The sequence below is a fragment of the Ochrobactrum sp. P6BSIII genome, from assembly GCF_014138065.1.
In the GTDB taxonomy this organism is placed as follows: Bacteria; Pseudomonadota; Alphaproteobacteria; order Rhizobiales; family Rhizobiaceae; genus Brucella.
Map to the genome: position 1 here is coordinate 297,302 of NZ_JACGXB010000003.1, position 25,003 is coordinate 322,304.

Genomic DNA, 25,003 nt, shown 5'->3' on the forward strand with positions numbered 1-25,003 from the left:
AGCACGGGAACAGCTCTGATGAGCGATTTTCTAGCCGCCGTAGGACTTCTCTTCGTTATCGAGGGGCTGCTCTACGGCGGCTTTCCTTTTTTCGCCAAGAAACTCGCACGCGAAGCGAGTGAAGCGCCGGAAAGCGCATTGCGCATTGCCGGTATCGCGGCGCTGGCCATCGGCGTCGGCATCGTCTGGCTTGTCAGGGGATAAGCCCCCTCCGTTCCGTTATTTATGGCCCTTCGTCTATACGGGGCCGTAAACAGGCCTTAATTTGCGGCGATCTAACCTTTAGGTTATTTGCGTAGATATTCAGGATCGGAGCAGAGCTTTATGGCAATCGTACCGAAGGCGGGGTTCGCTCGCACCCTATTCGCAACCGTGGCAATGGGCGCGCTGGCTGTCACCGGAACGCTAACGGTCGCAACACCGCCAGCCTTTGCTCAGGACGCACCTGTGAAAGGCATTCAGGGTCCAGGTTCTGTTGCCGATCTTGCAGAAGGCCTTCTGGATGCGGTGGTGAATATCTCCACCTCGCAGACCGTAAAGGACGATGGCGGCGAGGGCGATGGCCCCGTACCCATGCCGAAGGTGCCGGAAGGCTCGCCGTTCCAGGAATATTTCAAGGATTTCTTCAACAACAAGGACGGTGAGCAGAGCGACGAATCCCGCAAGGTGCAGTCGCTTGGATCGGGCTTCGTCATCGATGCCGAAAAGGGATTCATCGTCACCAACAATCACGTCATTGCGGATGCTGACGAGATTGAAGTCAATTTCAACGACGGCACCAAGCTGAAGGCCGAGCTGGTCGGCAAGGATATCAAGACCGATCTGGCTGTCCTGAAAGTCGATCCCACCAAGCACAAGTTGAAGGCCGTGCAGTTCGGCAATTCAGAAAAGGCGCGCATTGGCGATTGGGTTCTGGCGATCGGCAACCCGTTCGGATTGGGCGGAACGGTAACGGCTGGTATCATTTCGGCGCGCAAGCGCGACATCAATTCCGGCCCCTATGATGACTTCATCCAGACAGATGCCGCCATCAATCGCGGTAATTCGGGCGGCCCGCTGTTCGACATGAACGGTCAGGTAATCGGGATCAACACGGCGATCATTTCGCCCTCGGGCGGCTCTATCGGCATCGGTTTTGCCATTCCGGCTGAAATGGCTGTTGGCGTGATCGATCAGCTGAAGGAATTCGGTGAGGTCAAGCGCGGCTGGCTCGGTGTGCGCATCCAGCCGGTGACGCAGGATATTGCGGATAGTCTTGGCCTGAAGGATCCGAAAGGCGCTCTGATTGCCGGACTGATCGAGAATTCCGGCGTGGACAACACGGCGCTGAAGGCCGGTGATGTTGTCATCGGCTATGAAGGCAAGCCGGTGGATACCGCGCGCGATCTGCCACGCCTTGTTGCCGAAAGCCCAGTTGGCAAGGAAGTGGAAATCAAGGTTGTTCGCGATGGCGCGGAGCAAACCGTTAAAGTGAAGCTTGGCCGCCTTGTCGAAGATGACAAGAGCACGGATGCTGCAACCGAAGATCAGGCGCCGGTTCCGGATGGAACAGAGGGCGAAGACGGACAGGAAGCGCCAGCAAAGCCGAAGAAAGAGCAGAAGAGCGAAGCCACGGGTCCGACCGTGCTTGGCATGAAGCTTTCCGAACTCAATGACGATGTGCGCGGCGAATTCGGCATTGCCGAAGACGTGCACGGTGTTGCCATCCTTTATGTGGCTCCAGGTTCGGCTGCGGGTGACAAGCGGGTCGAGACGGGCGATGTCATCGTTGATATCAATCAGGTCACCGTCAAAGCGCCCGAGGATGTGAAGAAGCGCATCGACGCACTGCGGCGGGAAGGGCGCAAGAACGCGCTGCTCATGCTGGCGTCGCGTTCCGGCGAGTTGCGTTTCGTGACTGTTCGGATCGACTGAGACTTCTGTAAGATGGAATTGGAGCGGCGCTGCGGATCATCCGCCGCGCCGTTTTCATTTGCGATTTGAATCAAATAGCGGCAAGTGCTGAGAATGAGATTCAGGATTGAAGCGCCAAAACGCTTCATGGAGTGGTGTGCGAGTTGGAAACTGTCGATATTGTCGTGATAGGCGCGGGCGCAGCCGGAATGATGTGCGCCATCGAAGCGGCCAAGCGCGGACGCTCGGTGCTGGTTGTCGATCATGCCAAGTCGGCGGGTGACAAAATCCGCATCTCCGGCGGCGGCCGGTGCAACTTCACCAATATCCATGCCAGCCCGAAGAACTATCTGTCGCGCAATCCGCATTTCTGCATCTCGGCCTTAAGCCGCTATACGCAGCGCGATTTCATCGCATTGGTCGAGCGGCATCGCATTGCTTATCATGAAAAGACGCTGGGGCAGCTGTTCTGCGACGGCTCGGCAACGCAGATCATCGATATGCTGCTCGGCGAGATGAAGCGTCACAGCGCGCGGCTGAAACTCTCCTGCGGTGTCGAGAATGTGGCCAAGACCGGCGACGGGTTTGAACTGCGGCTGATGGAAGGCGGTGTTCGCACGACGGTCAGATGCCGTTCTGTGGTCGTCGCCTGCGGTGGCAAATCCATTCCGAAAATGGGCGCAACGGGCTTCGGCTATGACCTTGCCGAACAATTCGGGTTGCGGCTGGTTGAGACGCGCCCGGCACTGGTCCCGCTTACCTTTGAGCCGAATACGCTGGAACGTCTGAAGCCGTTGGCCGGTATCGCTGTTGATGCGGTGGTGTCATGTGGCAAGACGAGCTTTACCGAGGCCATGCTGTTCACGCATCGCGGCATTAGCGGCCCGTCCATTTTGCAGATATCGTCCTATTGGAAAGAGGGCGATGAAATCCGCATCAGCATGTTGCCCGGTACGGACCTGTTCGAAGCCTTGCGCGCACAGCGCACGCAGAATGGCAAGCAGGCCTTGCAGACCGCGCTTGGCCTGCATCTGCCGAAGAAGCTTGCGCAGACCATCGCCGAGGAAAACGGCGCCAGCGGGCATCTCGCCGATATGTCCGACAAGCTGTTCCGCCGCGTGGAAGCTGTCGTCAATGACTGGCGCATCAAGCCTGCCGGTTCGGAAGGCTATCGCACGGCAGAAGTAACGCTGGGCGGTGTCGATACTCGTGATCTCGATTCGCGCACCATGGAGGCCAAGTCCGTGCCGGGTCTCTATTTCATCGGCGAAGTGGTCGATGTTACCGGCTGGCTCGGCGGGTATAATTTCCAGTGGGCGTGGTCTTCCGGCTGGTGCGCCGGTCAGGTGGCGTAAGCGCGATAAACGACGAGGCGTTTCAGGTGATGTGTTTCGTCCGGTACGCGCGGATGATTGAAATCGCTTGAGGCATCGCGCACCATGCCGATGCGCTGCATGACGCTCGTGGAGCGGTCATTAGCCTCCACGGCGAAGGATACAACCTCAGACAAGCCCAGCGGCCCGAAGGCATAGGCCAGAAGGGCTTTGCCAGCTTCGGTCACAAAGCCCTTGCCCCAGAAGGGACGGGCAAGTCGCCAGCCTATTTCCACTGTTCCATCCGGAAAATGCGGTTCAAGATTGGTGCGCAATAGCCCGGCGAAGCCGATGCATTCGCCGCTTGCCTTCTCTTCGAGTGCGTAGAAACCAAGGCCGGTTTCCGAGATCATCGTGCGCAACCGGTCGAAAAACTCGTCCGATTCTTGGCGGTTACGCCGGAACGGGAAGAAATGCATGACCTCTTCATCGGAATTGATCGTGTGAAAGAGATCGCGGTCGCGATCCTCCCAATTCCGAATGACAAGCCTTGGCGTTTCCAGAATCATCATTCGACGAAGTCCGTTTTCCTGTAACCCTGAATGTAGAGAAGTGCAGTCAGGTCGCCATGGTCGATGCGCACCTTGGCTTGCGCTGCCACCGCCGGTTTGGCATGGAGCGCCACGCCCGTTCCCGCGAGCTGGATCATGCCGAGATCGTTGGCGCCATCGCCCACCGCGATTGCGTCATCGGGTGAAAGACCCAGACGATCAGCAATTTCTTCCAGCCGTTCCACCTTGGCTTCGCGACCGAGAATCGGCTCCGCGACAACGCCTGTCAGCTTGGCGCCATCATCCAGAAGAAGATTGGCGCGGTCTTCGTTGAAGCCGATCATTTCGGCAATGCGGTGGGTGAAGGATGTGAAGCCGCCCGAGACAAGCGCGGTATAAGCGCCGTGCTTGCGCATGGTGCGCACCAGTTCCGGTCCGCCGGGTGTGAGCGTGATGCGGGTGGCGATCACCTTGTCTATAACCTGAAGGGGCAAGCCTTTCAGAAGGGCAACGCGTTCACGCAGGGCCGGTTCAAAGGCGATTTCGCCATTCATGGCGCGGGCGGTAATTGCGGCCACATGCTCGCGCAAGCCTGCTTCTTCGGCGAGTTCGTCGATGCACTCCTGCTGAATCATGGTCGAATCCATGTCGGCAATCAGGATTTTCTTGCGGCGGCGATCCTGCTCTTGCACAACGACATCAACCGGTGCGCTATCGAGTGCCGCGCGCAGCGCAGCGTCGGCGTCATCGGCGCTCAGGCCGCTTGGCAGGGGGATATCGCAGGCAATACCGTCTGCAAGCCAATAAAGTCCTGTTGCATTCACTGCCGCTGACGCTTTAATCCCGAGCGATGGAACAAGAGCGGCCTTGGCCGGGTTGGCGATCAAAGTGGCAATGAGCGAAGCGGATGCAGACATGAGGGAGCGATTCCTGCGATGAGTGAGGAGGCGATCAAGAATGCCATCCTGATAGCTGGCCCAACGGCCAGCGGCAAGTCGGCACTTGCTGTTCATATGGCAAGGGAGACCGGCGGTTTCATCGTAAACACCGATTCCATGCAGGTTTATGACGTGCTCGATCTGCTGACGGCGCGTCCGGGGGCAGATGATCTGGCTTCAGCCGAGCATCATCTCTACGGCCATGTCGCGCCGTCCGTGTCCTATTCCACCGGCAAATGGTTCGCCGATGTGGCGGCACTTCTGGCGCAGCCGGAGTTGATAGGACGGACACCGATTTTCGTCGGCGGCACGGGGCTATATTTCCGTGCTCTGCTGGGCGGTCTGTCGCAAATGCCGGAAGTATCGCCGGATGTGCGCAACCATTGGCGCGCACGTATGGAGGCGGAAGGCGCAGAAGCGCTGCATCGGGCACTGTTCGAGCGTGACCCGCAGATGGCCGCAACGCTTCAACCAACCGACAGCCAGCGCATCGTGCGGGCGCTGGAGGTAATCGAGAGCACCGGAAAATCCTTGAGCGCGTGGCAGCAAACCAAGGGGCGTGTGCTGGTGGATGACCAGTCGGCACGCAAGGTTGTGCTTTTGCCAGAACGGGGCTGGCTTTCTGAGCGCATTGCGCGGCGCTTTGCCCTGATGTGGAACAATGGCGCTATCGATGAGGTGAAGGCACTGTTGGCCTTGCAGCTCGATCCGACGCTGCCCGCCATGAAGGCCATTGGCGTTCGGGAGATCAGCGCTTTCCTCGAAGCTACGATGAGTGAAGACGAAGCCATCGAACGTTCGGTGATTGCAACGCGGCAATATGCCAAGCGCCAGTCGACCTGGTTTCGCAATCAGCTTGATAAAAGCTGGAATTTTTTAAGTAATTCTGATGAAGCACTACTTCAATTAACGACACTGAAATAACTCGCTGGCAATCTCCGAAAAGAGAGGCGGGCGCGAAATATGCGGTTTCATAAATCGGAGCGGGCATTTTTCATTCTGATTATTTTGATGTGCGGGATAGGCATATTGCTTTATCGCGTGCATGTGGATTTGGGCTTGCTTGCAGCTAGCCCTCTCGATGCGTCCGCTGCCGAACTGGTGGCCGTTCTCGGACGGCTCAATCACGCGGCGATCTGGGTTCTGATCGCTTCCATCGTTTGCGGGCTTTTGCTGATCTATCCGCAGATACGCACCGAGGCGCTGGATCGCGGCAAGTTGCAGATCATCACGCAGGATTTGTCCGAACGGTCGCAAACGCTCGAACATGCGGCCCTGACCGACAGCCTCACTGGCATGCAGAACCGGCGCTATTTCGATGAAGCGCTGAGGGAATATCTGGTTCAGTTCGATCGTATCCAGCGACCGGTCGGCCTGATGATTATTGATCTGGACCACTTCAAGTCCGTCAACGACACCCATGGACACGATATTGGCGACGTGGTGTTGCAGGAAGTCGCGCGCTGCCTGCGCGATTATACCCGATATCACGATGTGGTTGCGCGTCTCGGCGGCGAAGAATTCGCCGTGCTGGCTCCGAATATGGATGCGGAGCTGATGATCAAGCTCGCCAATCGTATCCGCAAGGCCATTGCGGGGCTGGAAATAGATCTTGGCGATGTGAAGCTGACGGTGACCGTCAGTATCGGGCTTGCCGTATGGGACAGGCGCGAAACGTCGAAGGACCTTTATCGCCGCGCCGACAAGATGCTCTATGCCGCCAAGAATATGGGGCGCAACCGCGTCTGCGCTTGATGCTGTGTCGCTGGGGGCCGTGTATCAGCCCTCAAAATCCTTACGGAAATTGCGCACCAGATCGCCAAGCTTTTTCATGCTTTGGGCTGTCTCGCTGTTATGAGACACGACTGGCGCTGGTCGCTCCGGTGCAAGTGCTGCCGCCGTGACGGTTTCCAGCCTGCTGATTGTCGAAGGCTTCTCCAATAGATCGCTGTCTTCGGACGGTTTTTCAGGAACGCCGGTTTGCGCATTATTTTCAAAGGAGCGAAGCCGATCCACGATGCGGTCCAGCGCGATCTTGTCGTCGACCTGCCAGGATGCGGTGGGGTTTTCGGCTTTGCGGCGTCCCGGCAATTGATGCGGTGGGACTGTTTCGAAGGTCAGTCGCATCGGCGTTGAGAACGCTTCGCCAAAGGCGATGGCTTCACGGTTGGCAATTGACGAGAGAAATCCTGCCATACTGCGGGCGCCGCCGCGCAATGCGCCCTTGATGATTTCCTGATCGCGCTCATTGCCGAGGCGCATCGCGAAGATGGAGTTGCACTGCGAGAGAATGGTGGCGTCCAGCTCGCCGGGGCGCTGGCTGATCACGCCGAGATAGGAGCCATATTTGCGCCCTTCCTTGGCGATGCGGGCAATGGCCTGTCGTGTCGGCCAGAAACCGGCATCCTTGTCGGCGGGAATATAACGGTGCGCTTCCTCGCAGATGACAAGGGTTTGCAGGCTGCCTTCGCTCGACATGGCAATGTCGAAGGAGAGGCGGCACAGAACCGACGCAACCGCATTGACCACCTCGGATGGCAGGCCTGCGAGCTGGAAGGTGCAAATCGGCTTGCCATTGTGCGGAATGCGGAAAATGCGGGCGATGGCCTGACGCATGGTTTCCGGGCCGCCGGTAACAGCAAACATGAAGCGAAAGCGCGGATCGCTGGCGATGGATTCCAGCCGCGCTTTCAGGTTGCGCAGATAGGGGCGCTCGGCCTTGCTGTCGAGAAGGCCGATCCTGTCTTCGATCAGGGTCAGGAGATCGCGCAGGCGATAGGCAATCGGCGTATCGACGCTGACCGTTCTGTCCGATAATTTGCGCCGCAAGGTCTGGCGGCCGCCGGTCTCGCTGTCATTGGTCTTTTCGCGGGCAAGCTGCACAAGGTCGCGCAATATGTCGTATTCGGTTGGCTCGGGGGGGCGACCACGAAAGATGACATCCGCAAACTCGTCCAACCGCAACATCCAGAACGGCAATTCGATATTGGTCTGGTCCACCGCGATGGCAAGATCCGGAAATGCGCCAGCAAATTCATTGTGCGGATCGAGGATGAGGATGCGCAGATCGGGCCGCTGCAAGACGATGCGGCGCAGCAGCAGCATGACGGCGCTGGATTTGCCCACGCCCGTGGTGCCGACAACGGCAAAATGGCGCGAGATGAGGTCTTCCACCGAAACATAGGCGGGAACGGAGGTATCCTGCGTCAGCGCGCCGATGGGGACGCTTGTCTGCCCCATCTGGGCATAGACAGCAGACAGGTCGGTGGCGCGGATGCGGTGGGCGATGGCACCGGGATAAGGATATCTGGAAATACCGCCGCTAAACGACATAGCGCCATCCGGTTCGCCGCGGACTTCTCCGAGAAATTCGACATGGACGTGGACGATGTTGTCGCCGCCGCGTGCCCAGGCATTATCGGGCACGGTGACATTATGGACGAGGCCGACCAGACGGTTGCCGCCGGACTGTATCGAGATGAGCTGGCCTACAGTCCAGTAGTCATCGGAAGCCGTGGAAGAGGGGCCGGACAGAGCCGCGATGATCGCGCGCTCGCCGTCGCACTGGATGACATGGCCTTCCGTGCGGTTGCGCTGTACAAAGCCGCGGTCTTTCATCTCGGCATTGCCGTCAATATCCCCGCCCATGTTCATTTCGCTAACTTTCAAAAGAGTGTTGAACGAAACTAACAAATCCGGGTTGAAATAAAGTTATCGAAAGGGTGGGGTGAATCTTAAGAAAATATCGCAGGGCCCGTATTTATGCGTTGACGGCTCGTTTTCAGGCGATTAGTGTCCCGCCCCATGAACACGTTTATTATTCTTGTGGTACGGGCGCGCATGGGCAGGATGGTGTAACCATCCGGCGAAAGCTCCCATGCGCGAAAGACAGGCTCCCTCGGGGGCCTTTTTTATTATCCAAAAAAGCCCGATGCGGCTAAATCTAACACCGAAATATCGACTAGACGGGAAGAGAACGATGACTGCAGGTAAACAAGAGGCGGAAGCAACCGCCGCAGGATCACAGGAAACAAGCCATCCGCGCGAGATGACCGGCGCGGAAATGGTTATCCAGGCCATGATTGATCAGGGCGTGGAAAGCATTTTCGGCTATCCGGGCGGCGCAGTGCTTCCGATCTATGACGAACTGTTCCAGCAGGACAAAATTCAGCACATTCTCGTGCGTCACGAGCAGGGCGCAGGCCATGCCGCCGAAGGCTATGCCCGCTCCACGGGCAAGGTTGGTGTGTTGCTGGTGACCTCCGGTCCCGGCGCAACCAATGCGGTTACGCCGCTTCAGGATGCGCTGATGGATTCCATCCCGCTCGTCTGCATTTCCGGTCAGGTCCCAACCTCCTTGATTGGCTCCGATGCTTTTCAGGAAGCCGATACCGTTGGCATCACGCGTCCCTGCACCAAGCACAACTGGCTGGTGAAGGACGTCAACGACCTGTCGCGCGTTCTGCATGAAGCCTTCCATGTCGCATCCACGGGTCGTCCCGGCCCGGTTCTGGTCGATATTCCGAAGGACATCCAGTTTGCAAAGGGCATCTATACGCCGCCGCAGACCACGCCGCGTACCACGTACCGTCCGGTTCTCGACGGCAATGCGCAGGCGATTGCCGACGCTGTTCGTCTGCTCGCCACGGCGAAGAAGCCCGTCATCTATTCCGGCGGTGGCGTGATCAATTCCGGCCCGGCAGCTTCCCGTCTGCTGCGCGAGCTGGTTGAACTCGGCAATTTCCCGATCACCTCTACCCTGATGGGCCTCGGCGCTTATCCGGCTTCCGGCAAGAATTGGCTCGGCATGCTGGGCATGCACGGCACCTACGAAGCCAATATGACCATGCATGATTGCGACGTCATGCTGTGCGTCGGCGCGCGCTTCGATGACCGTATTACTGGCCGCCTCAATGCCTTCTCGCCGAATTCGAAGAAGATTCACATCGATATTGATCCGTCGTCGATCAACAAGAATGTCCGCGTGGATGTGCCGATTATCGGCGATGTTGCGCATGTTTTGGAAGATATCGTTCGCCAGTTCCGCGCTTCCGACAAAAAGCCGGAAAAGAAGACCATCGCGGCCTGGTGGGAGCAGATTGACCGTTGGCGCGCCCGCAATTCGCTGGCCTATACGCCGAACAAAGACGTCATCATGCCGCAATATGCTATTGAGCGGCTGTATGAACTGACCAAGGATCGCAAGACCTACATCACCACGGAAGTTGGTCAGCACCAGATGTGGGCTGCGCAGTTCTACGGTTTTGAAGAACCGAACCGCTGGCTGACCTCGGGCGGTCTGGGCACTATGGGTTATGGCCTGCCTGCCGCGCTCGGTGTGCAGATCGCACATCCGGATGCGCTGGTTATCGACATTGCTGGTGATGCATCGATCCAGATGTGCATTCAGGAAATGTCGGCGGCTATCCAGCATAATGCGCCGATCAAGATATTCATCCTGAACAACCAGTATATGGGCATGGTCCGCCAGTGGCAGCAATTGCTGCATGGCAATCGTCTGTCGCATTCCTATACGGAAGCGATGCCGGATTTCGTCAAACTGGCGGAAGCCTATGGCGCGCATGGCATCCGTTGCGAAAAGCCGGGCGATCTGGATAGCGCCATTCAGGAAATGATCGACATCGACAAGCCGGTCATCTTCGACTGCCGCGTTGCCAATCTGGCGAACTGTTTCCCGATGATCCCGTCCGGCAAGGCGCATAACGAAATGCTGTTGCCTGACGAAGCTACGGACGAAGCCGTTGCCAATGCCATCGACGCCAAGGGCCGCGCGCTCGTCTGATCCGGAGGATTTAATTATGAATGCACAGAACCTAGCTTCCGGATCGGCTTACTTCATCGCTGCCGAAACCCAGACCCCGGAAACCCACACGCTTGCGGTCCTCGTCGATAACGAGCCGGGTGTTCTTGCCCGTGTGATCGGACTTTTCTCCGGTCGCGGTTACAACATCGAAAGCCTGACGGTTTCGGAAACCGAGCACGAGAAGCATCTGTCGCGCATCACCATCGTGACGCGTGGCACGCCGCATGTGCTTGACCAGATCCGTCACCAGCTGGCGCGCATCGTTCCGGTGCACCGCGTGGTGGATCTGAGCCATCGTGCGAGCGAACTTGGGCATGATCGTCCGATCGAGCGCGAGCTGGCGCTGGTTAAGGTGGCTGGCAAGGGTGAAGCCCGCGCCGAAACTCTGCGTCTTGCCGATGCGTTCAAGGCCAAGGTGGTCGACGCGACGACGGATCACTTCATTCTGGAGATCACCGGCAAAACCGCCAAGATCGACCAGTTCATCTCGATCATGAAGCCGCTCGGCCTTGTCGAAATCTGCCGCACTGGCGTGGCGGCAATGAACCGCGGTCCTGAAGGCATGTAAGTATAGTTTTTCTGCCAAGGGCAGAGGATCGATACAATAAGGCTTAAAACCGGCACAATGTTTCGATTGTGCCGGTTTTTTATTGAGCTAATTTGTGCGGGTAAATCGGGTTCATCATATGTCTGTCGAAATATTTCTGGCGCTGATCGCCTTCGCTTTCGTTTCTTCCATAACGCCGGGTCCGAACAATCTGATGCTTCTGGCGTCGGGGGTGAACTTCGGTTTTCGCCGCACGATCCCGCATATGCTGGGTATTGGCGTCGGCTTTTTCGGCCTGCTTCTGGCGGTCGGGTTCGGATTGGGCATGTTGCTTGAAACTGTGCCGGCCTTCTACACCAGCCTGAAATTCGCTGGGGGCGCATATATGCTCTATCTCGCATGGAAAATCGCGACATCGCGTTCCATCGGCGAGGCAAAGGGCAATCGTGACGACAAGCCGATGACGTTCATGCAGGCCGCAGCCTTTCAGTGGGTCAATCCCAAGGCGTGGGTAATGGCTGTCACCGGCATCGCCACCTATGCCACGCATGACAATTACTATCTCGCGGTGTCGCTGGTGAGTGTCGCTTTCGCGCTAGTCAATCTGCCAAGCGTGTCGGTATGGGCAGGCTTTGGCATGTTGCTGCGCAACTGGCTGGACGATCCGGTGCGCCTCAAATGGTTCAACATGGCTATGGCCTTGCTGCTTATCGCAAGCCTTTGGCCGATGTTAAGGTAATTCAATCAGGAGCATGAGCATGTCGGCACTTCCCACCTATGACGATGTTGCATCCGCAGCGAGCCAGATCGAAGGTCACGCGTTTCATACGCCGGTTCTGACTTCCACTGCGCTGAATGACGAGACAGGCGCAGAGTTCTTTTTCAAGGTGGAAAGTCTGCAGCGGATCGGCGCGTTCAAGTTTCGTGGTGCATTCAATGCCCTGTCGCGTTTCAGTGACGAGCAGAAGAAGCGCGGCGTGATCGCGTTTTCGTCGGGCAACCATGCCCAGGCCGTGGCCTTATCGGCAAAGCTGCTTGGCATTTCCGCCACCATATTGATGCCGGAAGATGCGCCGCAGTCGAAGCTCGAAGCAACGCGCGGCTATGGTGCCAATGTTATCACGTTCAATCGCTATAAGGATGACCGCGATGCCTTGACGAACCGTCTGGCGGAGGAGGGCGGTCTGACCCTGATCCCGCCCTATAACCACCCGCATATCATTGCCGGGCAGGGCACGGCGACCAAGGAGCTGATCGAGGAAGTGGGTCCGCTCGACGCGCTTTTCGTTTGTGTCGGCGGTGGCGGATTGATTGCCGGATCGGCTCTGGCCGCCAAGGCGCTTTCGCCCGATTGCGAGGTTTATGGTGTTGAGCCGGAAGCGGGCAACGACGTCCAGCAGTCCCTGCGTGCGGGCAAGATTGTGCGCATCGATACGCCGCAGACGCTGGCCGATGGCGCGCAGACGCAAGCACCGGGCGATCTGACCTTTGCCATCATCCGCGAAAAGGTGACGGATGTGCTGACGGTCAGCGATCAGGCGCTCGTTGATGGCATGAAGTTCTTTGCCCGGCAGATGAAGCTGGTGGTGGAACCGACCGGCTGTCTGGCCTTCGCCGGTGCCCGCCAGATTGCGGATCAATTGCGCGGAAAGCGCGTGGGCGTGATCATCAGCGGCGGCAATGTCGACCTCTCCCGCTATACTGCTCTTCTGAATACGGCTGTTTGATCACGGTTTGATCTTGTTTTCAGGTCGCGAATCCTGTCTGAAAGAGCCATGCAGTTTTCACCGGAACAGGATCAGGCGCTCAAGGCCGTGGGACAATGGCTGAAAGACGGTCGTAGTCCCATTTTCAGACTGTTCGGCTATGCCGGAACAGGCAAGACGACACTTGCGCGCTATTTCGCGGAACATGTCGATGGCGACGTGCAGTTCGCCGCCTTTACCGGCAAGGCGGCGCAGGTTCTGCGTTCCAAGGGCGCGAGCAATGCGCGCACGCTGCATTCGCTGATCTATCGTCCGCGTGGCGAGGAAGCCATCGAGGACGAGACAACCGGCAAGACGTCTATCGCCCCGACATTCTCGCTCAACCGGCAAAGCCCGGTCGCCAAGGCGGCGATGATCGTGGTCGATGAATGTTCGATGGTGGACGAGGCGCTTGGGCGCGATCTCATGAGCTTCGGAACGCCGATCCTTGTGCTGGGCGATCCCGGCCAGTTGCCACCGATTTCGGGCGGCGGTTTTTTCACCGAACATGAACCGAACTATCTGCTTACCGAGATTCACCGGCAGGCGCAGGACAATCCGATCATCCGCATGGCACTCGATGTCCGGGAAGGGCGCGAATTGCCTTATGGCGATCACGGCGCAGCGAAGGTCATCAGCAAGAACGAAGTCAATCAGGAGATGGTGCTGAAAGCGGATCAGGTGCTTGTCGGCACCAATCGCACGCGGCGTCGCTACAATCAGCGTCTGCGTGAGTTGAAGGGCTTTACGGCGGATTATCCGCAAGCGGGCGACAAGCTCGTTTGTCTGCGCAACGATCCGGCCAAGGGCTTGCTCAACGGGTCGCTCTGGAAGGTCATGACCTCATCCAAGGAAACCGTGAAGCCTGGCATCAATCTGCTGGTTGCGCCGGAAGACGATGATCGCGGTGTCGCGAAGATCAAGCTTTTGAAGGCGCAATTCGAGGACCCGGATAGCGAAATTCCCTGGCAGACCAAGAAGCGCTACGACGATTTCGACTATGGCTATGCGCTGACGGTGCATAAGGCGCAGGGTTCGCAGTGGGACGATGTTGTACTGTTTGATGAGAGCTTTGCTTTTCGCGATACGCGCGAGCGCTGGCTTTATACGGCCATTACCCGTGCGGCTGAACGCCTGACGATTGTAAAATAATCAGCTTTCAATTGGTTTGGCGCTTAGCCACTCCCATGCGTCTTCTTCTTCATCGGTTTCGAAAGAACGCATTTCGATGGAGAGAAAGGGCTGCATCAGGGTGATGCTGGCCTGAATCCATAATGGCCCGCCGACAATCGCATAGCGCCGCAGATGCTTGAGTGATTTTGAACGCATCGACAGCATGCTTTCGGAAAAGGCTGCCGTCCAGTCCACGCCTTCATAGCCGGTGAGACGGATCAGAAGATCAATCTCGTCAAACTGCTCATAGGCTGCGTCAAGCAGGCCGTAAAGATTCTCCAGCGATGAATCGTCCAGATGCCCTTCAATGGCAAAGGCGAATACATCATTCCGGTCTGTGGGAATGCGGCGGACGACGGGGATGTCCTCATTGCGCATCATCGGTCTCCAAGCGTCTTTCTATCATCAATCGTCAAAGCGAGCCCTGGCGGGACAGGATTCAAACGTCTGGACCCATCGAAAGGTTGCGGATTGTTGTTCCAATTTTGCCGTGGAGAAGCTTGCTCCATGCTCGAAAGGCGGGAAACGGCAACATTTGGGGATGGGTGATCGGGTGCGACGGGAAAACACTCACACTTTCCTGCGACGGGCGATATAAAGCGAAAACCGATAACGGGAGAAATGCCTCCATGCCTGCGAAATTATCTGTCAATCTCAATGCCATTGCCATGCTGCGTAATCGTCGCGATCTGCCTTGGCCGAGCGTCACCGGTCTTGGACGGATAGCACTTGCGGCAGGGGCTGCGGGTTTGACGGTGCATCCGCGCCCGGACCAGCGCCACATCCGTTTTTCCGATCTTGGCGATATTCGCGCATTGATCGACGATGAATTTCCGCAGGCCGAATTCAACATTGAAGGCTTTCCGAGCGAAGCTTTCCTTGAGCTGGTTGAAAAGCACCAGCCGGAGCAGGTGACGCTGGTGCCGGACGATCCGACACAGGCCACTTCCGACCATGGCTGGGATTTCCTGTCCAAGGCCGATTATCTTGCGCCCATCGTGGCGCGGCTGAAGAAGGGCGGTATGCGCGTTTCGCTGTTCGCCGATCCCGATCCGCTGGGTTATGACAAGGCCAAGGCTCTTGGTGCCGACCGGCTTGAATTCTACACCGGGCCTTACGGCGGGACTTATGACGACCCGGCAGCGGCAGCGCGTGAGCTGGACCGGATAGGCAAAGCCGCTGAAGCCGCGACAGCACTCGGCCTTGAAATCAATGCCGGTCACGATCTGACAATTGAAAATCTTCCCGCACTGGTCAAGCGCATGCCACAATTGAAAGAAGTTTCCATCGGACATGGATTGACGGCGGACGCTTTGACGTATGGTATGTCGGCGACAGTGGCACGTTTCATCGCTGCTTTGGCTGGGTAATTGGTGCATTCAATGCGTCATGCGCATAGCTTCTCTGCGAGCTTTGCAAAAAGCGCATTTGTGCCAAAGCTCAACAAGCTATAGGCGTCCGCGGCTGGTTCTCTCCGCGTCGGGGGCGCGCAGGAACGTATGAGGGAAGCATTGATACAGTTTTCCGAAGTCCGCATTTCACATCGGTGCGCCCCGGCGAGTTTCGCCTTGCGGGCCTCATCGGAGCGGTGCGTTTCCGCCGTTCGGTCCGGTGATCATGATTGAACCTGATTGGGGCAAAGGTGCGGCACGGTTGTTGCAAACCGCAATCTTTTGCGGGCGTTCCTGTGAGTGGACTCCACATAAAATGATTTCCAGCCAGAATGACTTCAGGACGGTGCGAGGTGTTTGCAAATGAGCGATGAGCTGAACGGCCAGAACGCGCAACCGCAACCCGCCCCGCAGGACGCCGCTGCCGCTCCGCTTGTTGGTGGCGCCGCGGGTTTCGAAGGCGGGTTTGCCGCCGAAGAGAACGATCATCACAATGACAGCATGAAGACGCTGGTGTTGGGCGCTCTCGGTGTCGTTTATGGCGATATCGGTACCAGCCCGATCTATGCTTTTCGCGAAGCGCTGCATGCGGCGGCTTCCGACGGCAGTTTGCCTCGCTCCGATATTCTTGGTGTCGTGTCGCTGATCTTTTGGGCGCTGACACTGGTCGTCACAATCAAATATGTCCTGTTCGTGCTGCGTGCGGATAACAACGGCGAAGGTGGTATCCTCTCGCTGATGGCGCTGGTGCGCGGTGCGCTGAAGGGACGTCCAAATCTCATTCTCGGCGTCGGCATTGTCGGTGCTGCGTTGTTCTTCGGCGATGCGGTGATTACGCCCGCCATTTCCGTGCTTTCCGCCATGGAAGGTCTGGAAATTGTCGCGCCCAGTCTCACACCCTTCGTGGTGCCCATCACGGTGGTCATTCTTGTGACCCTGTTTTCGGTGCAAAAGCTTGGCACCGGCAGGGTGGCTATCGTGTTCGGCCCGATCATGGCAATCTGGTTCCTGGCGCTTGGTGCGTCGGGCCTCTGGCATATTTTCGACGATCCGACTGTGATCGCCGCGCTCAATCCCTATTATGCCCTGCATTTTCTTATCATCAGCCCGGGCATCGCCTTCATCACGGTTGGCGCTGTTTTCCTGGCCATGACGGGTGCGGAAGCGCTTTATGCCGATCTGGGTCATTTCGGGCGCAAGCCGATTGTGCGTGCCTGGCTGTGGATCGTGTTTCCGTGTCTCGTGCTCAATTATTTCGGACAGGCTGCCTTCATCCTGTCGCATGGTGAAGCGGCTGCATTGCCGTTCTTCCAGATGTTACCGGATTTCGCCTTGTTACCGATGGTGCTGTTGGCGACGGCGGCAACGGTGATCGCCAGTCAGGCGGTCATCACTGGCGCTTATTCGGTCGCGAGACAGGCGGTGCAGCTCAACATTCTGCCGCGCCTAGAGATTCAGCATACGTCTGAAAAGCTGCACGGGCAGATCTATATTCCGCGCGTCAATCTGCTGCTCGGCCTTGCCGTGGTCATTCTGGTGCTGGGCTTCGAGAAGTCGACCAATCTGGCCGCAGCTTACGGCATTGCGGTTACCGGCAATATGCTGGTGACGACCGTGCTGCTCTATATCGTCATGACGCGGATCTGGAAGTGGCCCGTGGGCCGCGCCCTGCCTTTGATGCTGGGCTTCCTGCTGATCGACATCATGTTCTTCAGCGCCAACATCATCAAAGTGCATGAAGGCGGCTGGGCTTCGATCGGCATCGCTGCCGTGCTCGTCATCATCATGTGGACCTGGGTGCGGGGCACGCGGCATCTCTTCCTCAAGACGCGCAAGGGCGAAGTTCCGCTCGATCTCATCGTCGAGCAGATGGCCAAACGTCCGCCGACGATCGTGCCGGGAACAGCGGTCTTTTTGACGGGCGATCCGAAAAGTGCGCCCACCGCGCTGATGCACAGTCTGAAGCATTACAAGGTTCTGCATCAGAACAATGTCATTTTGACTGTTGTCACAGCGTCGAAGCCGTGGGTCTCAAGCGCGGACCGCGCCCGCGTCTCGCAATATAACGAGCGCTTCATGCAGGTGACGCTCAAATTCGGCTATATGCAGCAGCCGAATATTCCGCGCGCGCTTGGCCTTTGCCGCAAGCTCGGCTGGAAGTTCGACATCATGACGACGTCTTTCTTCCTGTCGCGACGTTCGCTCAAGGCGTCGGTGCATTCCGGCATGCCTTTGTGGCAGGACAAGCTGTTTATTCTGCTGGCGCGCACGGCATCGGACGCGACCGAATATTTCCAGATTCCAACCGGGCGCGTGGTCGAAATCGGCACGCAGGTGAATATCTGATCTGGAATTCGCTTTAATCACCGTCTGTCTATGAGGGCGTCATCTGAGAATTTGATTCCGGATGGCGCCCTAATTTTTTGTTTTTCCTACTATTTTTACGCAGTCGCATGGTTCAATCGCGCTATCGGCACAGACATCTTTAGTACACGCCTTTACCATCCGAATTTTTCAAAAATCTCGCTTGACCGTCCATGTGGCAAGGTCTAATAGAATGGGAACCGTACCGTACGGTACAAGAGGAGGAAGTGACCCGTGACTGATGGTAGCGACGAATTGCAGGCTCAAAAGCAGCAGGCTCTTTCGCCGCGTCAGAACGATGTTCTGGAGCAGGCGTTGCGCCTTCTTGTCGAAGGCGGAGACCGCGCTTTGACAACGGCGAGCATTGCGCGTGCCGCCAACTGTTCCAAGGAAAGCCTCTATAAATGGTTTGGCGACCGTGACGGTCTTCTGACGGCGATGGTTCGCTGGCAGGCCTCCAAGGTTCGCGTTGTGCCGCTGGCGCGCGAGAAGCTGGACGCGGAATCGCTTTTCTCAAGTCTGGAGCACTTCGCCCGCGACTGGTTGCTGGTGCTTTCGGGGCGCACGTCGATCGCGCTTAACCGTCTGGCGGTCAGCCATGCGGCATCGGGCAAGTCGGCGCTGGGCGATATCGTTCTCTCCAATGGACCGGTGGCCATGGCCAAGCGCCTGAAGCCGATCCTTGAAATGGGGATGGAAGCGAAGCTGCTTGCTTTCGACGATATCGATGAAGCATTTCGCACGTTCTTCGGGCTTGTCGTCCGGGACATGCAAATCCGGTTGCTGTTGGGCGACCGGCTGGAACTGACTGACGACGTGGTCATCCGGGACGCCCGGCGCGCCACCAAGCAGTTTTTCGCTCTGTATGGAGCCTAATCAGATCGGCTGACGCAAGAAGGCCAGAGAATAAACTGGAAACGAAGGGAATAGGAAATGCGCGTTTATTACGACCGGGATGCAGACGTTAACCTGATCAAGTCCAAGAATGTGGTTATCGTCGGCTACGGCAGCCAGGGCCGCGCCCATGCGCTGAACCTGAAGGATTCCGGTGCTGCCAACGTGCGCGTCGCCCTTCGCGAAGGTTCCGCAACCATCAAGAAGGCTGAAGCTGACGGCTTTCAGGTGATGAGCGTTGCCGATGCGGCCAAATGGGCCGACCTGATGATGATGGCGACCCCGGATGAGCTGCAGGCTGACATCTACCGCGACCACATCCACAGCAACCTGCGCGACGGCGCTGCGATTGCTTTCGCACACGGCCTCAATGTTCATTTCGGCCTCATCGAGCCGAAGAAGTCGGTCGACGTTGTCATGATCGCACCGAAGGGCCCAGGCCATACGGTTCGCGGCGAGTACCAGAAGGGCGGCGGCGTGCCTTGCCTGATCGCCATCCATCAGGATGCTTCCGGCAATGCCCATGACCTCGCTCTGTCCTACGCTTCGGGTGTTGGCGGCGGTCGTTCGGGCGTCATCGAAACCACCTTCAAGGAAGAGTGCGAAACCGATCTGTTCGGTGAGCAGGCTGTTCTCTGCGGCGGCGTGGTCGAACTGATCCGCACCGGTTTCGAAGTTCTGGTTGAAGCCGGCTACGCACCGGAAATGGCTTACTTCGAGTGCCTGCACGAAATGAAGCTGATCGTGGACCTGATCTACGAAGGCGGCATCGCCAACATGAACTACTCGATCTCGAACACCGCTGAATGGGGCGAATACGTCACCGGTCCGCGCATCATCACTGCCGAAACCAAGGAAGAAATGAAGCGCGTTCTGAAGGACATTCAGACCGGCAAGTTCACTTCCGATTGGATGCAGGAATATCGTGCAGGTGCTGCTCGCTTCAAGGGCATCCGCCGCAACAACGATGCGCATCAGATCGAAGAAGTTGGCGAAAAGCTCCGCGCCATGATGCCGTGGATTGCAGCGAACAAGCTGGTGGATAAGGCTCGCAACTAAAAATCAGCGATATTCAGGTTCTGGCTGTCTGCAAATGGCATTTTCTTCCGCTTCCGGTGCTCATGTACCTTTAAGTACATTCCGCTCCGGTTCTCAGTAAACACCATTTTCGACGGACCAGAACCAGAATCTCATCTGATTTGAGAGCTTCCATGCCGAGCAAAAAGAGGGGGCGTTTCAAACGCCCCTTCATTACTTGACGCTGGATGGTTGGATTGATCGCGATTAAGCCGCGAACGAAAAGAACCAAAACACAGCGCCAGCTTTCCGTTTCATGCACGTCGAAGGCTAAAAGAATTTCGAATAGCTTTATTCCATAGAAGCATGGGAAAAGCTGTTCTCGTTGGTTTAAAATTGCGCTAGAGCTTCCCCCTATTAGCTAGGGTTTGAGGAGATCTGGCTAGTACGAATTCCATCAGATGGATGGTTAAGTCTAATTGAGGAGATTTCCCGTGTTGGACTGGGAAAATGTTTTTGCAACGCGCTCCAAACGCATGCGCGCATCGGAAATCCGTGAACTTCTGAAGCTTCTGGAACGTCCGGACATTATTTCGTTTGCCGGTGGCATTCCCGATCCGGCGCTGTTTCCGCATGAAGCCTTTCAGGCTGCCTATAAGGAAACGCTGACGGGCGCTGAGGCAAATGCCGCACTGCAATATTCGGTATCCGAAGGCTACAAGCCGCTGCGCACATGGCTCGTTGGCGAACTGGCCAAGATTGGCATTCCCTGCACTGAGGACAATGTTTTCATCACCTCCGGTTCGCAGCAGGCGCTCGATTATCTCGGCAAGCTGTTCATTTCGCCCAATGATACCGCGCTTGTGACTGCGCCGACTTATCTGGGCGCTTTGCAGGCATTCAATGCCTATGAGCCGACCTATGACACGCTGTCGATCACCGGCAACCGCACGCCCGCATCCTATGCGCAGGCAGCTGAAAAGGCTGGCGGCAAGGTGAAGTTCAGCTATCTGTCGGCCGATTTCTCGAATCCGACCGGCGAAACTGTCGATCTGGCTGGCCGTGAAAAGCTGCTAGCGCAGGCCGACGAGCTGAATATCCCGATCATTGAAGACGCAGCCTATCAATATCTGCGCTACAATGGCGAAGCCATCCCGCCGATCCTTTCGCTCGACATCGCCCGCAATGGCGGTGACATCGAAAAGACCCGCACCATTTATTGCGGCTCGTTCTCCAAGACACTCGCACCGGGTCTGCGCGTTGGCTACGTGGTTGCCTCGAAGGATGTTATCCGCAAGCTCGTGCTTATGAAGCAGGCGGCTGACCTTCATTCTTCGACCATCAACCAGATCGCGATCTATCATGTCGCGACGCACGGCTTCGATGCGCAGGTTGCCAAGATCGCCAAGGTCTACAAGCATCGCCGTGATCGCATGCTGGAAGCCCTTGCCAAATATATGCCGGAAGGCACCAGCTGGACCAAGCCTGAAGGCGGCATGTTCATCTGGGTCACGGTGCCGGAAGGCATGGATGGCGCGCAGCTGCTTGCATCGTCCATCGAGACAGAGAAGGTCGCTTTCGTTCCGGGCAAGGCATTCTTTGCCGATGCCAGCGGCGCAAACACGCTGCGTCTCAGCTATTCCTGCGCCAATGACGAAATGATCGACGAAGGCATCATGCGGCTTGGCCGCCTGATCCGCACGCACAGCAAGTCTGCTGCTGCTTGATCATCGGAAGAGAATTGAAAAGGCCGGGTTCAACCCGGCCTTTTTCGTTGGTTCGTCGTTTATTGAAATGGCGAGTTGCAGCTGGTGCGCGGTCCGGCGAGCGGCTGATAGGTGTCATCGGAGCTGCGATAGCTCCGATAGCGATTTGAGCACCACTGCATGTGATTGACGCTCGGTCCGAAGCGCTGAACCTGCGGACGGGTGGATGGGCGCACTTCCAGCGGTTCGCCGTTCTTGTAGCGCAACACGCCTTGGCCGGAGATATAGCTTTCGCTGTTGCGGCAGGTGACCGAGCCGTAGCATCCCGGTGAATTCGGGCCGGGGCGATTGGTATTCGAATTCGGATTGACGATCGGTGGTCTGGCTGGTTGCGAGGAAGGCAGATAAGGGGTCTTGCGCAATTCGACAGCCATGGTCGGCGCGGCGAAGCCGACGGCAAACAGGCTGGAAATCATGGCTGCGCATAGGGCTTTCTTGAGCATTCCGACCTTTGCCTTTCGTGCATGGCGTGCGGGCATTCGCTATCGCCATACACCCAATATGGGTGTTTTATCTTCCAAAATCATCCGCTTGGGGGAAAAATCTCGGCGCGGCCAAGAAGTCCTTGCCAATCGCGATGCAAGTGGCGAGATTGCTCGCACATGTTTACGATAGCCACATTCAATGTCGAGAATCTGATGCGCCGGTTCGATTTTTCCGGCTTCCGCAATGAATTGCATCAGGACCGCAGCCTGCAATTGTTCGAAATCGGTGACGAGGCGCAATACCGTCTGCTGGAACAGGCGCGTGCTGTCGCCCATGCCGACGATACAAGGCAGATGACGGCGCTGGCAATCGCCGAAACCCGCGCTGACATTTTGTGTTTGCAGGAAGTCGATAATCTGGCCGCGCTCAATGCCTTTGAATATGGCTATCTTTTCAAGATGATCGGCCATGGCTACCGGCACAAATATCTGATCGACGGCAATGACAGCCGGGGCATCGACGTGGCCGTCATGATCCGGGATACGACCCGCGACGGCCAGCCCATCGAGGTGGGCGAGGTCACCAGCCACGCGCATCTGACCTATAATGATTTTGGACTCTACGAGCCTGTTCTTGCCGAACTTGGCATTGAACCGCACGACCGCATTTTCAAGCGGGATTGCCTGAATGTGGATTTGCGCATTGCGGGCAAGCCGGTGTCGCTTTTCGTGACGCATCTCAAATCCATGACCGGTGCGCGCAATGGCTTTGACGGGCGCACGGCGTCCCTGCCGGTACGTCGCGCCGAGGCCCGGGCGATCCGCCGCATCATCGAAGACAAGTTTGGACCGGCCAAGGCCGCAGATCGGCGTTGGCTGATCTGTGGCGATTTCAACGATTATCGCGAGCGCATCCTCATCGGCGGCGATGAATGGAACGGCTATGAATTTACGCCGGTCGAGGAAGAGGAAAGCGCGCTCGACGTACTGCTCGGTGATGGCTTTGCCGTCAACCTCGTGGAGCGCCGCCCGGTCATGGATCGCTGGACGCTCTATCACACACGCGGACCACAGGAGCGACATCTTTGTCAGCTTGATTACATCCTGGCGTCACCATCCTTTGCTTTGAAGAATGAAAGCGCGGTGCCGCAGATCGTTCGGCGCGGCCAGCCATGGCGCACGGTGTTTCCACCGGACCAGCAGGTGGAACGCTATCCGCGCACGGGCTGGGACCGGCCCAAAGCCAGCGATCATTGCCCGGTTGCCGTGACCTTGAACATTGTCTGAGAAGCAGGACCAAATTCTTATGGAACATGTGCGGGAAAATACGGTTCATGTCATCGATGACGTCGATGTCCGTGTCGTTCCGGGGCCGCTGGAATATACCCGGCAGCATGAACAGACGATTGCGCTCAACTGGAAGCGTGAACAGGCTGCAAAACCAGCCCTGTTCGACGGTGAAATCTATCTGGCACCGGAGGCGATACTGGCCGATGGTGTCTTGCAGGCAGGGTTCAAGCGCAGCAGCTTTGCGACGCTGATGCATTGGCGTAACGATCCGGAGCCGATCCGTCCGTGGCACATCTTTGGCGTGGGCGTCATCGTTTCAGGCGAGGGCCACCTGATCGCGGCGCGCATGGGTCTGCAAAATGCTGGCGGTGGTCGCATCTATTTCCCGGCAGGATCAATCGACGATAACGACATTGTCGAGGCGCGCGTGGATTATGTCGCCAACATGCAGCGCGAGGTGCAGGAGGAAACCGGGCTTGATCTTGCCGACGCAGAAGGCGAGGCGCAGCTCAATCTGGTCACCGGCAATCGCAGCATTGCTTTGTTCCGTCGTTACCGGTTTGATGCGCCGTCGCGGGAGCTGGTTTCCGGGATCGAAAATTTCGTGGCTTCGCAGGCGGAACCGGAGCTGGCCGAGATCATTCCTATTACGGGTGCGGGCATGATGGGTGATGCAACGCCGTCTTATGTTCGTGCTTTTGCCGACTGGCATTTCAGCCATTGAACAAATATGCCCGACTTGCTGATGACAGAGCCGATAAATTGGCTATGCTCGCACTGAATTCTATAAATGTGATGCTTGAATATAATTGTTGAAGATACTGGTTCTGGAAGATTTCCGGAAAAGTGTCGAGGGGAGAATGAGGGATGAGTGAAGCCGCTGTTTCCGGCCGTTTTTATGAGGTTTTCGACGTTTTCGCCGAGAAAGCTCTGGCTGGAAATCCGTTGGCCGTCGTCCATGACTGCGAAGGGCTGAATGACGCCCGCATGCAGGCCATCGCCCGCGAGTTCAATCTCTCCGAGACGGTCTTCATTTTTCCGCCTGCCAATCCCGCCCATGAGGCTGCGGTGCGGATTTTTACCCCCGACTACGAACTGCCTTTCGCCGGTCATCCAACGGTGGGCGCAGCCGTTTCGCTAGCGCGTCGCCGCAATACGGGCGACGAGGCTGATCGGCTTGTCGCGCTGGAAGAAAAGGTTGGCATTGTGCGCTGCGGCGTCATTCTGGGCGACAATAGTGCTTTTGCCGAGTTCGATCTGCCGCGCCTGCCGGAGAAGATCGACGTGCGGGTCGAGAAGGAAGAAGCCGCTGCTGCCATCGGGCTTGGAACCCATGAGATCGGTTTCGAGAATCACGTGCCCGGCATCTGGAGTGCGGGGACGCCCTATCTGCTCGTGCCGGTTCACAATCTCATCGCTGCGGCCAAGGTGTCGATTGATCCGGTTTATGTGACCGAAAGTCTACCGCATGTCGATGGTCGCCCGCTGCCGATCTATGTCTATTGCCGCGAGACGATCCTCTTCAACAGCAATTATCATGCGCGCATGTTCGTGACCGGCGCCAATGTCTATGAAGATCCGGCGACCGGTTCAGCCGCCGCTGCCTTTGCCGGGATGATCCAGCAGAACGACAAGCCGGTCGACGGTAGTTCGCAATGGTGGGTCGAGCAGGGCATGGAAATGGGGCGTCCGTCGCTTATCCGTCTTGAACTCGACGTCAACGGGCAGAAGCTCACGGGGGCGCGCATCGGCGGAACAGCGGTCAAGATCGCTGAGGGCCGCCTGTTCATCTGACGCAAATTGCTTTCGCGCCATTGATCGCTGTCAAGGCAATCTCGCTGCCCTATGTGTTAGGAGTATTGAGAGAGCTTT

The 25,003-nt window shown here is 57.3% G+C and carries 23 protein-coding genes; 18 read left to right on the forward strand and 5 right to left on the reverse strand.

From position 1 onward, the window contains the following. Positions 1-18: 18 nt before the first annotated feature. From FHW00_RS05730 to FHW00_RS05740, 3 genes are all read left to right on the forward strand, one after another. Positions 19-204, forward strand: coding sequence for a DUF2065 domain-containing protein (locus FHW00_RS05730; protein ID WP_078339379.1), 186 nt, complete (start codon positions 19-21; stop codon positions 202-204). Positions 205-324: 120 nt separating this feature from the next. Next, entirely contained in the window at positions 325-1,914 is a 1,590-nt protein-coding gene (locus tag FHW00_RS05735) for a DegQ family serine endoprotease (protein ID WP_078339378.1), read from the forward strand. A gap of 143 nt (positions 1,915-2,057) precedes the next feature. Beyond that, positions 2,058-3,248 carry a BaiN/RdsA family NAD(P)/FAD-dependent oxidoreductase gene (locus tag FHW00_RS05740; protein WP_078339377.1) on the forward strand — a complete coding sequence of 397 codons (1,191 nt, stop codon included), beginning with the start codon at positions 2,058-2,060 and terminating at the stop codon, positions 3,246-3,248. On the opposite strand, the gene FHW00_RS05745 is transcribed toward FHW00_RS05740, so the two are convergent. Continuing rightward, on the reverse strand, positions 3,236-3,778 hold the full coding sequence (locus FHW00_RS05745) for a GNAT family N-acetyltransferase (RefSeq protein WP_078339376.1): 543 nt from the start codon (positions 3,776-3,778) through the stop codon (positions 3,236-3,238). The two genes, FHW00_RS05740 and FHW00_RS05745, sit on opposite strands and share 13 nt — an antisense overlap. Next, positions 3,775-4,674 (reverse strand): phosphoserine phosphatase SerB, encoded by a 900-nt coding sequence (gene serB, locus FHW00_RS05750; protein WP_078339375.1) that lies wholly within the window; start codon positions 4,672-4,674, stop codon positions 3,775-3,777. Before serB ends, FHW00_RS05745 begins: the two co-directional genes overlap by 4 nt. A gap of 18 nt (positions 4,675-4,692) precedes the next feature. Between serB and miaA the strand changes: the two genes are divergently transcribed. Both miaA and FHW00_RS05760 read left to right on the forward strand, forming a co-directional pair. Further along, on the forward strand, positions 4,693-5,619 hold the full coding sequence (gene miaA, locus FHW00_RS05755) for a tRNA (adenosine(37)-N6)-dimethylallyltransferase MiaA (protein WP_078339374.1): 927 nt from the start codon (positions 4,693-4,695) through the stop codon (positions 5,617-5,619). A gap of 39 nt (positions 5,620-5,658) precedes the next feature. Then, a complete protein-coding gene (locus tag FHW00_RS05760; RefSeq protein ID WP_078339373.1) occupies positions 5,659-6,450 on the forward strand; it encodes a GGDEF domain-containing protein in 792 nt (263 codons plus the stop codon). A gap of 24 nt (positions 6,451-6,474) precedes the next feature. Here FHW00_RS05760 and FHW00_RS05765 read toward each other — a convergent pair whose 3' ends face one another. Then, positions 6,475-8,349 carry an ATP-binding protein gene (locus FHW00_RS05765; protein WP_078339372.1) on the reverse strand — a complete coding sequence of 625 codons (1,875 nt, stop codon included), beginning with the start codon at positions 8,347-8,349 and terminating at the stop codon, positions 6,475-6,477. 325 nt (positions 8,350-8,674) lie between these two features. On the opposite strand from FHW00_RS05765, the gene FHW00_RS05770 reads away from it, so the two are divergent. From FHW00_RS05770 to FHW00_RS05790, 5 genes are all read left to right on the forward strand, one after another. Then, positions 8,675-10,498 carry an acetolactate synthase 3 large subunit gene (locus FHW00_RS05770; RefSeq protein WP_078339371.1) on the forward strand — a complete coding sequence of 608 codons (1,824 nt, stop codon included), beginning with the start codon at positions 8,675-8,677 and terminating at the stop codon, positions 10,496-10,498. 16 nt (positions 10,499-10,514) lie between these two features. Then, positions 10,515-11,087, forward strand: a complete 573-nt coding sequence (gene ilvN / locus FHW00_RS05775; protein WP_078339370.1) for an acetolactate synthase small subunit — start codon at positions 10,515-10,517, stop codon at positions 11,085-11,087. A gap of 118 nt (positions 11,088-11,205) precedes the next feature. Next, on the forward strand, positions 11,206-11,805 hold the full coding sequence (locus FHW00_RS05780; RefSeq protein WP_078339369.1) for a LysE family translocator: 600 nt from the start codon (positions 11,206-11,208) through the stop codon (positions 11,803-11,805). 19 nt (positions 11,806-11,824) lie between these two features. After that, positions 11,825-12,793: a threo-3-hydroxy-L-aspartate ammonia-lyase gene (locus tag FHW00_RS05785; RefSeq protein WP_078339368.1), complete on the forward strand. Its 969-nt coding sequence runs from the start codon at positions 11,825-11,827 to the stop codon at positions 12,791-12,793. 48 nt (positions 12,794-12,841) lie between these two features. Beyond that, the gene (locus FHW00_RS05790; RefSeq protein WP_078339367.1) at positions 12,842-13,963 is read left to right on the forward strand and encodes an ATP-dependent DNA helicase; all 1,122 of its coding nucleotides are present in this window, start codon (positions 12,842-12,844) and stop codon (positions 13,961-13,963) included. Here the strand turns inward: FHW00_RS05790 and FHW00_RS05795 are convergent, their stop codons facing one another. Then, entirely contained in the window at positions 13,964-14,362 is a 399-nt protein-coding gene (locus FHW00_RS05795; RefSeq protein WP_176168334.1) for a SpoIIAA family protein, read from the reverse strand. 251 nt (positions 14,363-14,613) lie between these two features. On the opposite strand from FHW00_RS05795, the gene FHW00_RS05800 reads away from it, so the two are divergent. The 5 genes from FHW00_RS05800 (at position 14,614) to FHW00_RS05820 (ending at position 21,377) form a co-directional block, all read left to right on the forward strand. Beyond that, positions 14,614-15,354 carry a pyridoxine 5'-phosphate synthase gene (locus tag FHW00_RS05800; protein WP_078339365.1) on the forward strand — a complete coding sequence of 247 codons (741 nt, stop codon included), beginning with the start codon at positions 14,614-14,616 and terminating at the stop codon, positions 15,352-15,354. A 522-nt stretch (positions 15,355-15,876) separates the two neighbouring features. Further along, entirely contained in the window at positions 15,877-17,721 is a 1,845-nt protein-coding gene (locus FHW00_RS05805; protein ID WP_113533822.1) for a potassium transporter Kup, read from the forward strand. Between the two features lie 252 nt (positions 17,722-17,973). Next, the gene (locus FHW00_RS05810) at positions 17,974-18,615 is read left to right on the forward strand and encodes a TetR/AcrR family transcriptional regulator (protein WP_078339363.1); all 642 of its coding nucleotides are present in this window, start codon (positions 17,974-17,976) and stop codon (positions 18,613-18,615) included. 57 nt (positions 18,616-18,672) lie between these two features. Further along, positions 18,673-19,692 (forward strand): ketol-acid reductoisomerase, encoded by a 1,020-nt coding sequence (gene ilvC / locus FHW00_RS05815; protein ID WP_078339362.1) that lies wholly within the window; start codon positions 18,673-18,675, stop codon positions 19,690-19,692. Between the two features lie 452 nt (positions 19,693-20,144). Further along, positions 20,145-21,377, forward strand: a complete 1,233-nt coding sequence (locus FHW00_RS05820) for an aminotransferase-like domain-containing protein (protein WP_078339361.1) — start codon at positions 20,145-20,147, stop codon at positions 21,375-21,377. A gap of 59 nt (positions 21,378-21,436) precedes the next feature. Here the strand turns inward: FHW00_RS05820 and FHW00_RS05825 are convergent, their stop codons facing one another. Then, entirely contained in the window at positions 21,437-21,859 is a 423-nt protein-coding gene (locus FHW00_RS05825) for a BA14K family protein (protein ID WP_078339424.1), read from the reverse strand. Positions 21,860-22,018: 159 nt separating this feature from the next. Between FHW00_RS05825 and FHW00_RS05830 the strand changes: the two genes are divergently transcribed. The 3 genes from FHW00_RS05830 (at position 22,019) to FHW00_RS05840 (ending at position 24,925) form a co-directional block, all read left to right on the forward strand. Continuing rightward, positions 22,019-23,128, forward strand: a complete 1,110-nt coding sequence (locus FHW00_RS05830; protein WP_078339360.1) for an endonuclease/exonuclease/phosphatase family protein — start codon at positions 22,019-22,021, stop codon at positions 23,126-23,128. Between the two features lie 19 nt (positions 23,129-23,147). Then, entirely contained in the window at positions 23,148-23,855 is a 708-nt protein-coding gene (locus FHW00_RS05835; RefSeq protein WP_078339359.1) for an NUDIX hydrolase, read from the forward strand. Positions 23,856-23,998: 143 nt separating this feature from the next. After that, positions 23,999-24,925, forward strand: coding sequence for a PhzF family phenazine biosynthesis protein (locus tag FHW00_RS05840; protein ID WP_078339358.1), 927 nt, complete (start codon positions 23,999-24,001; stop codon positions 24,923-24,925). The last annotated feature ends 78 nt before the right edge of the window (positions 24,926-25,003 follow it).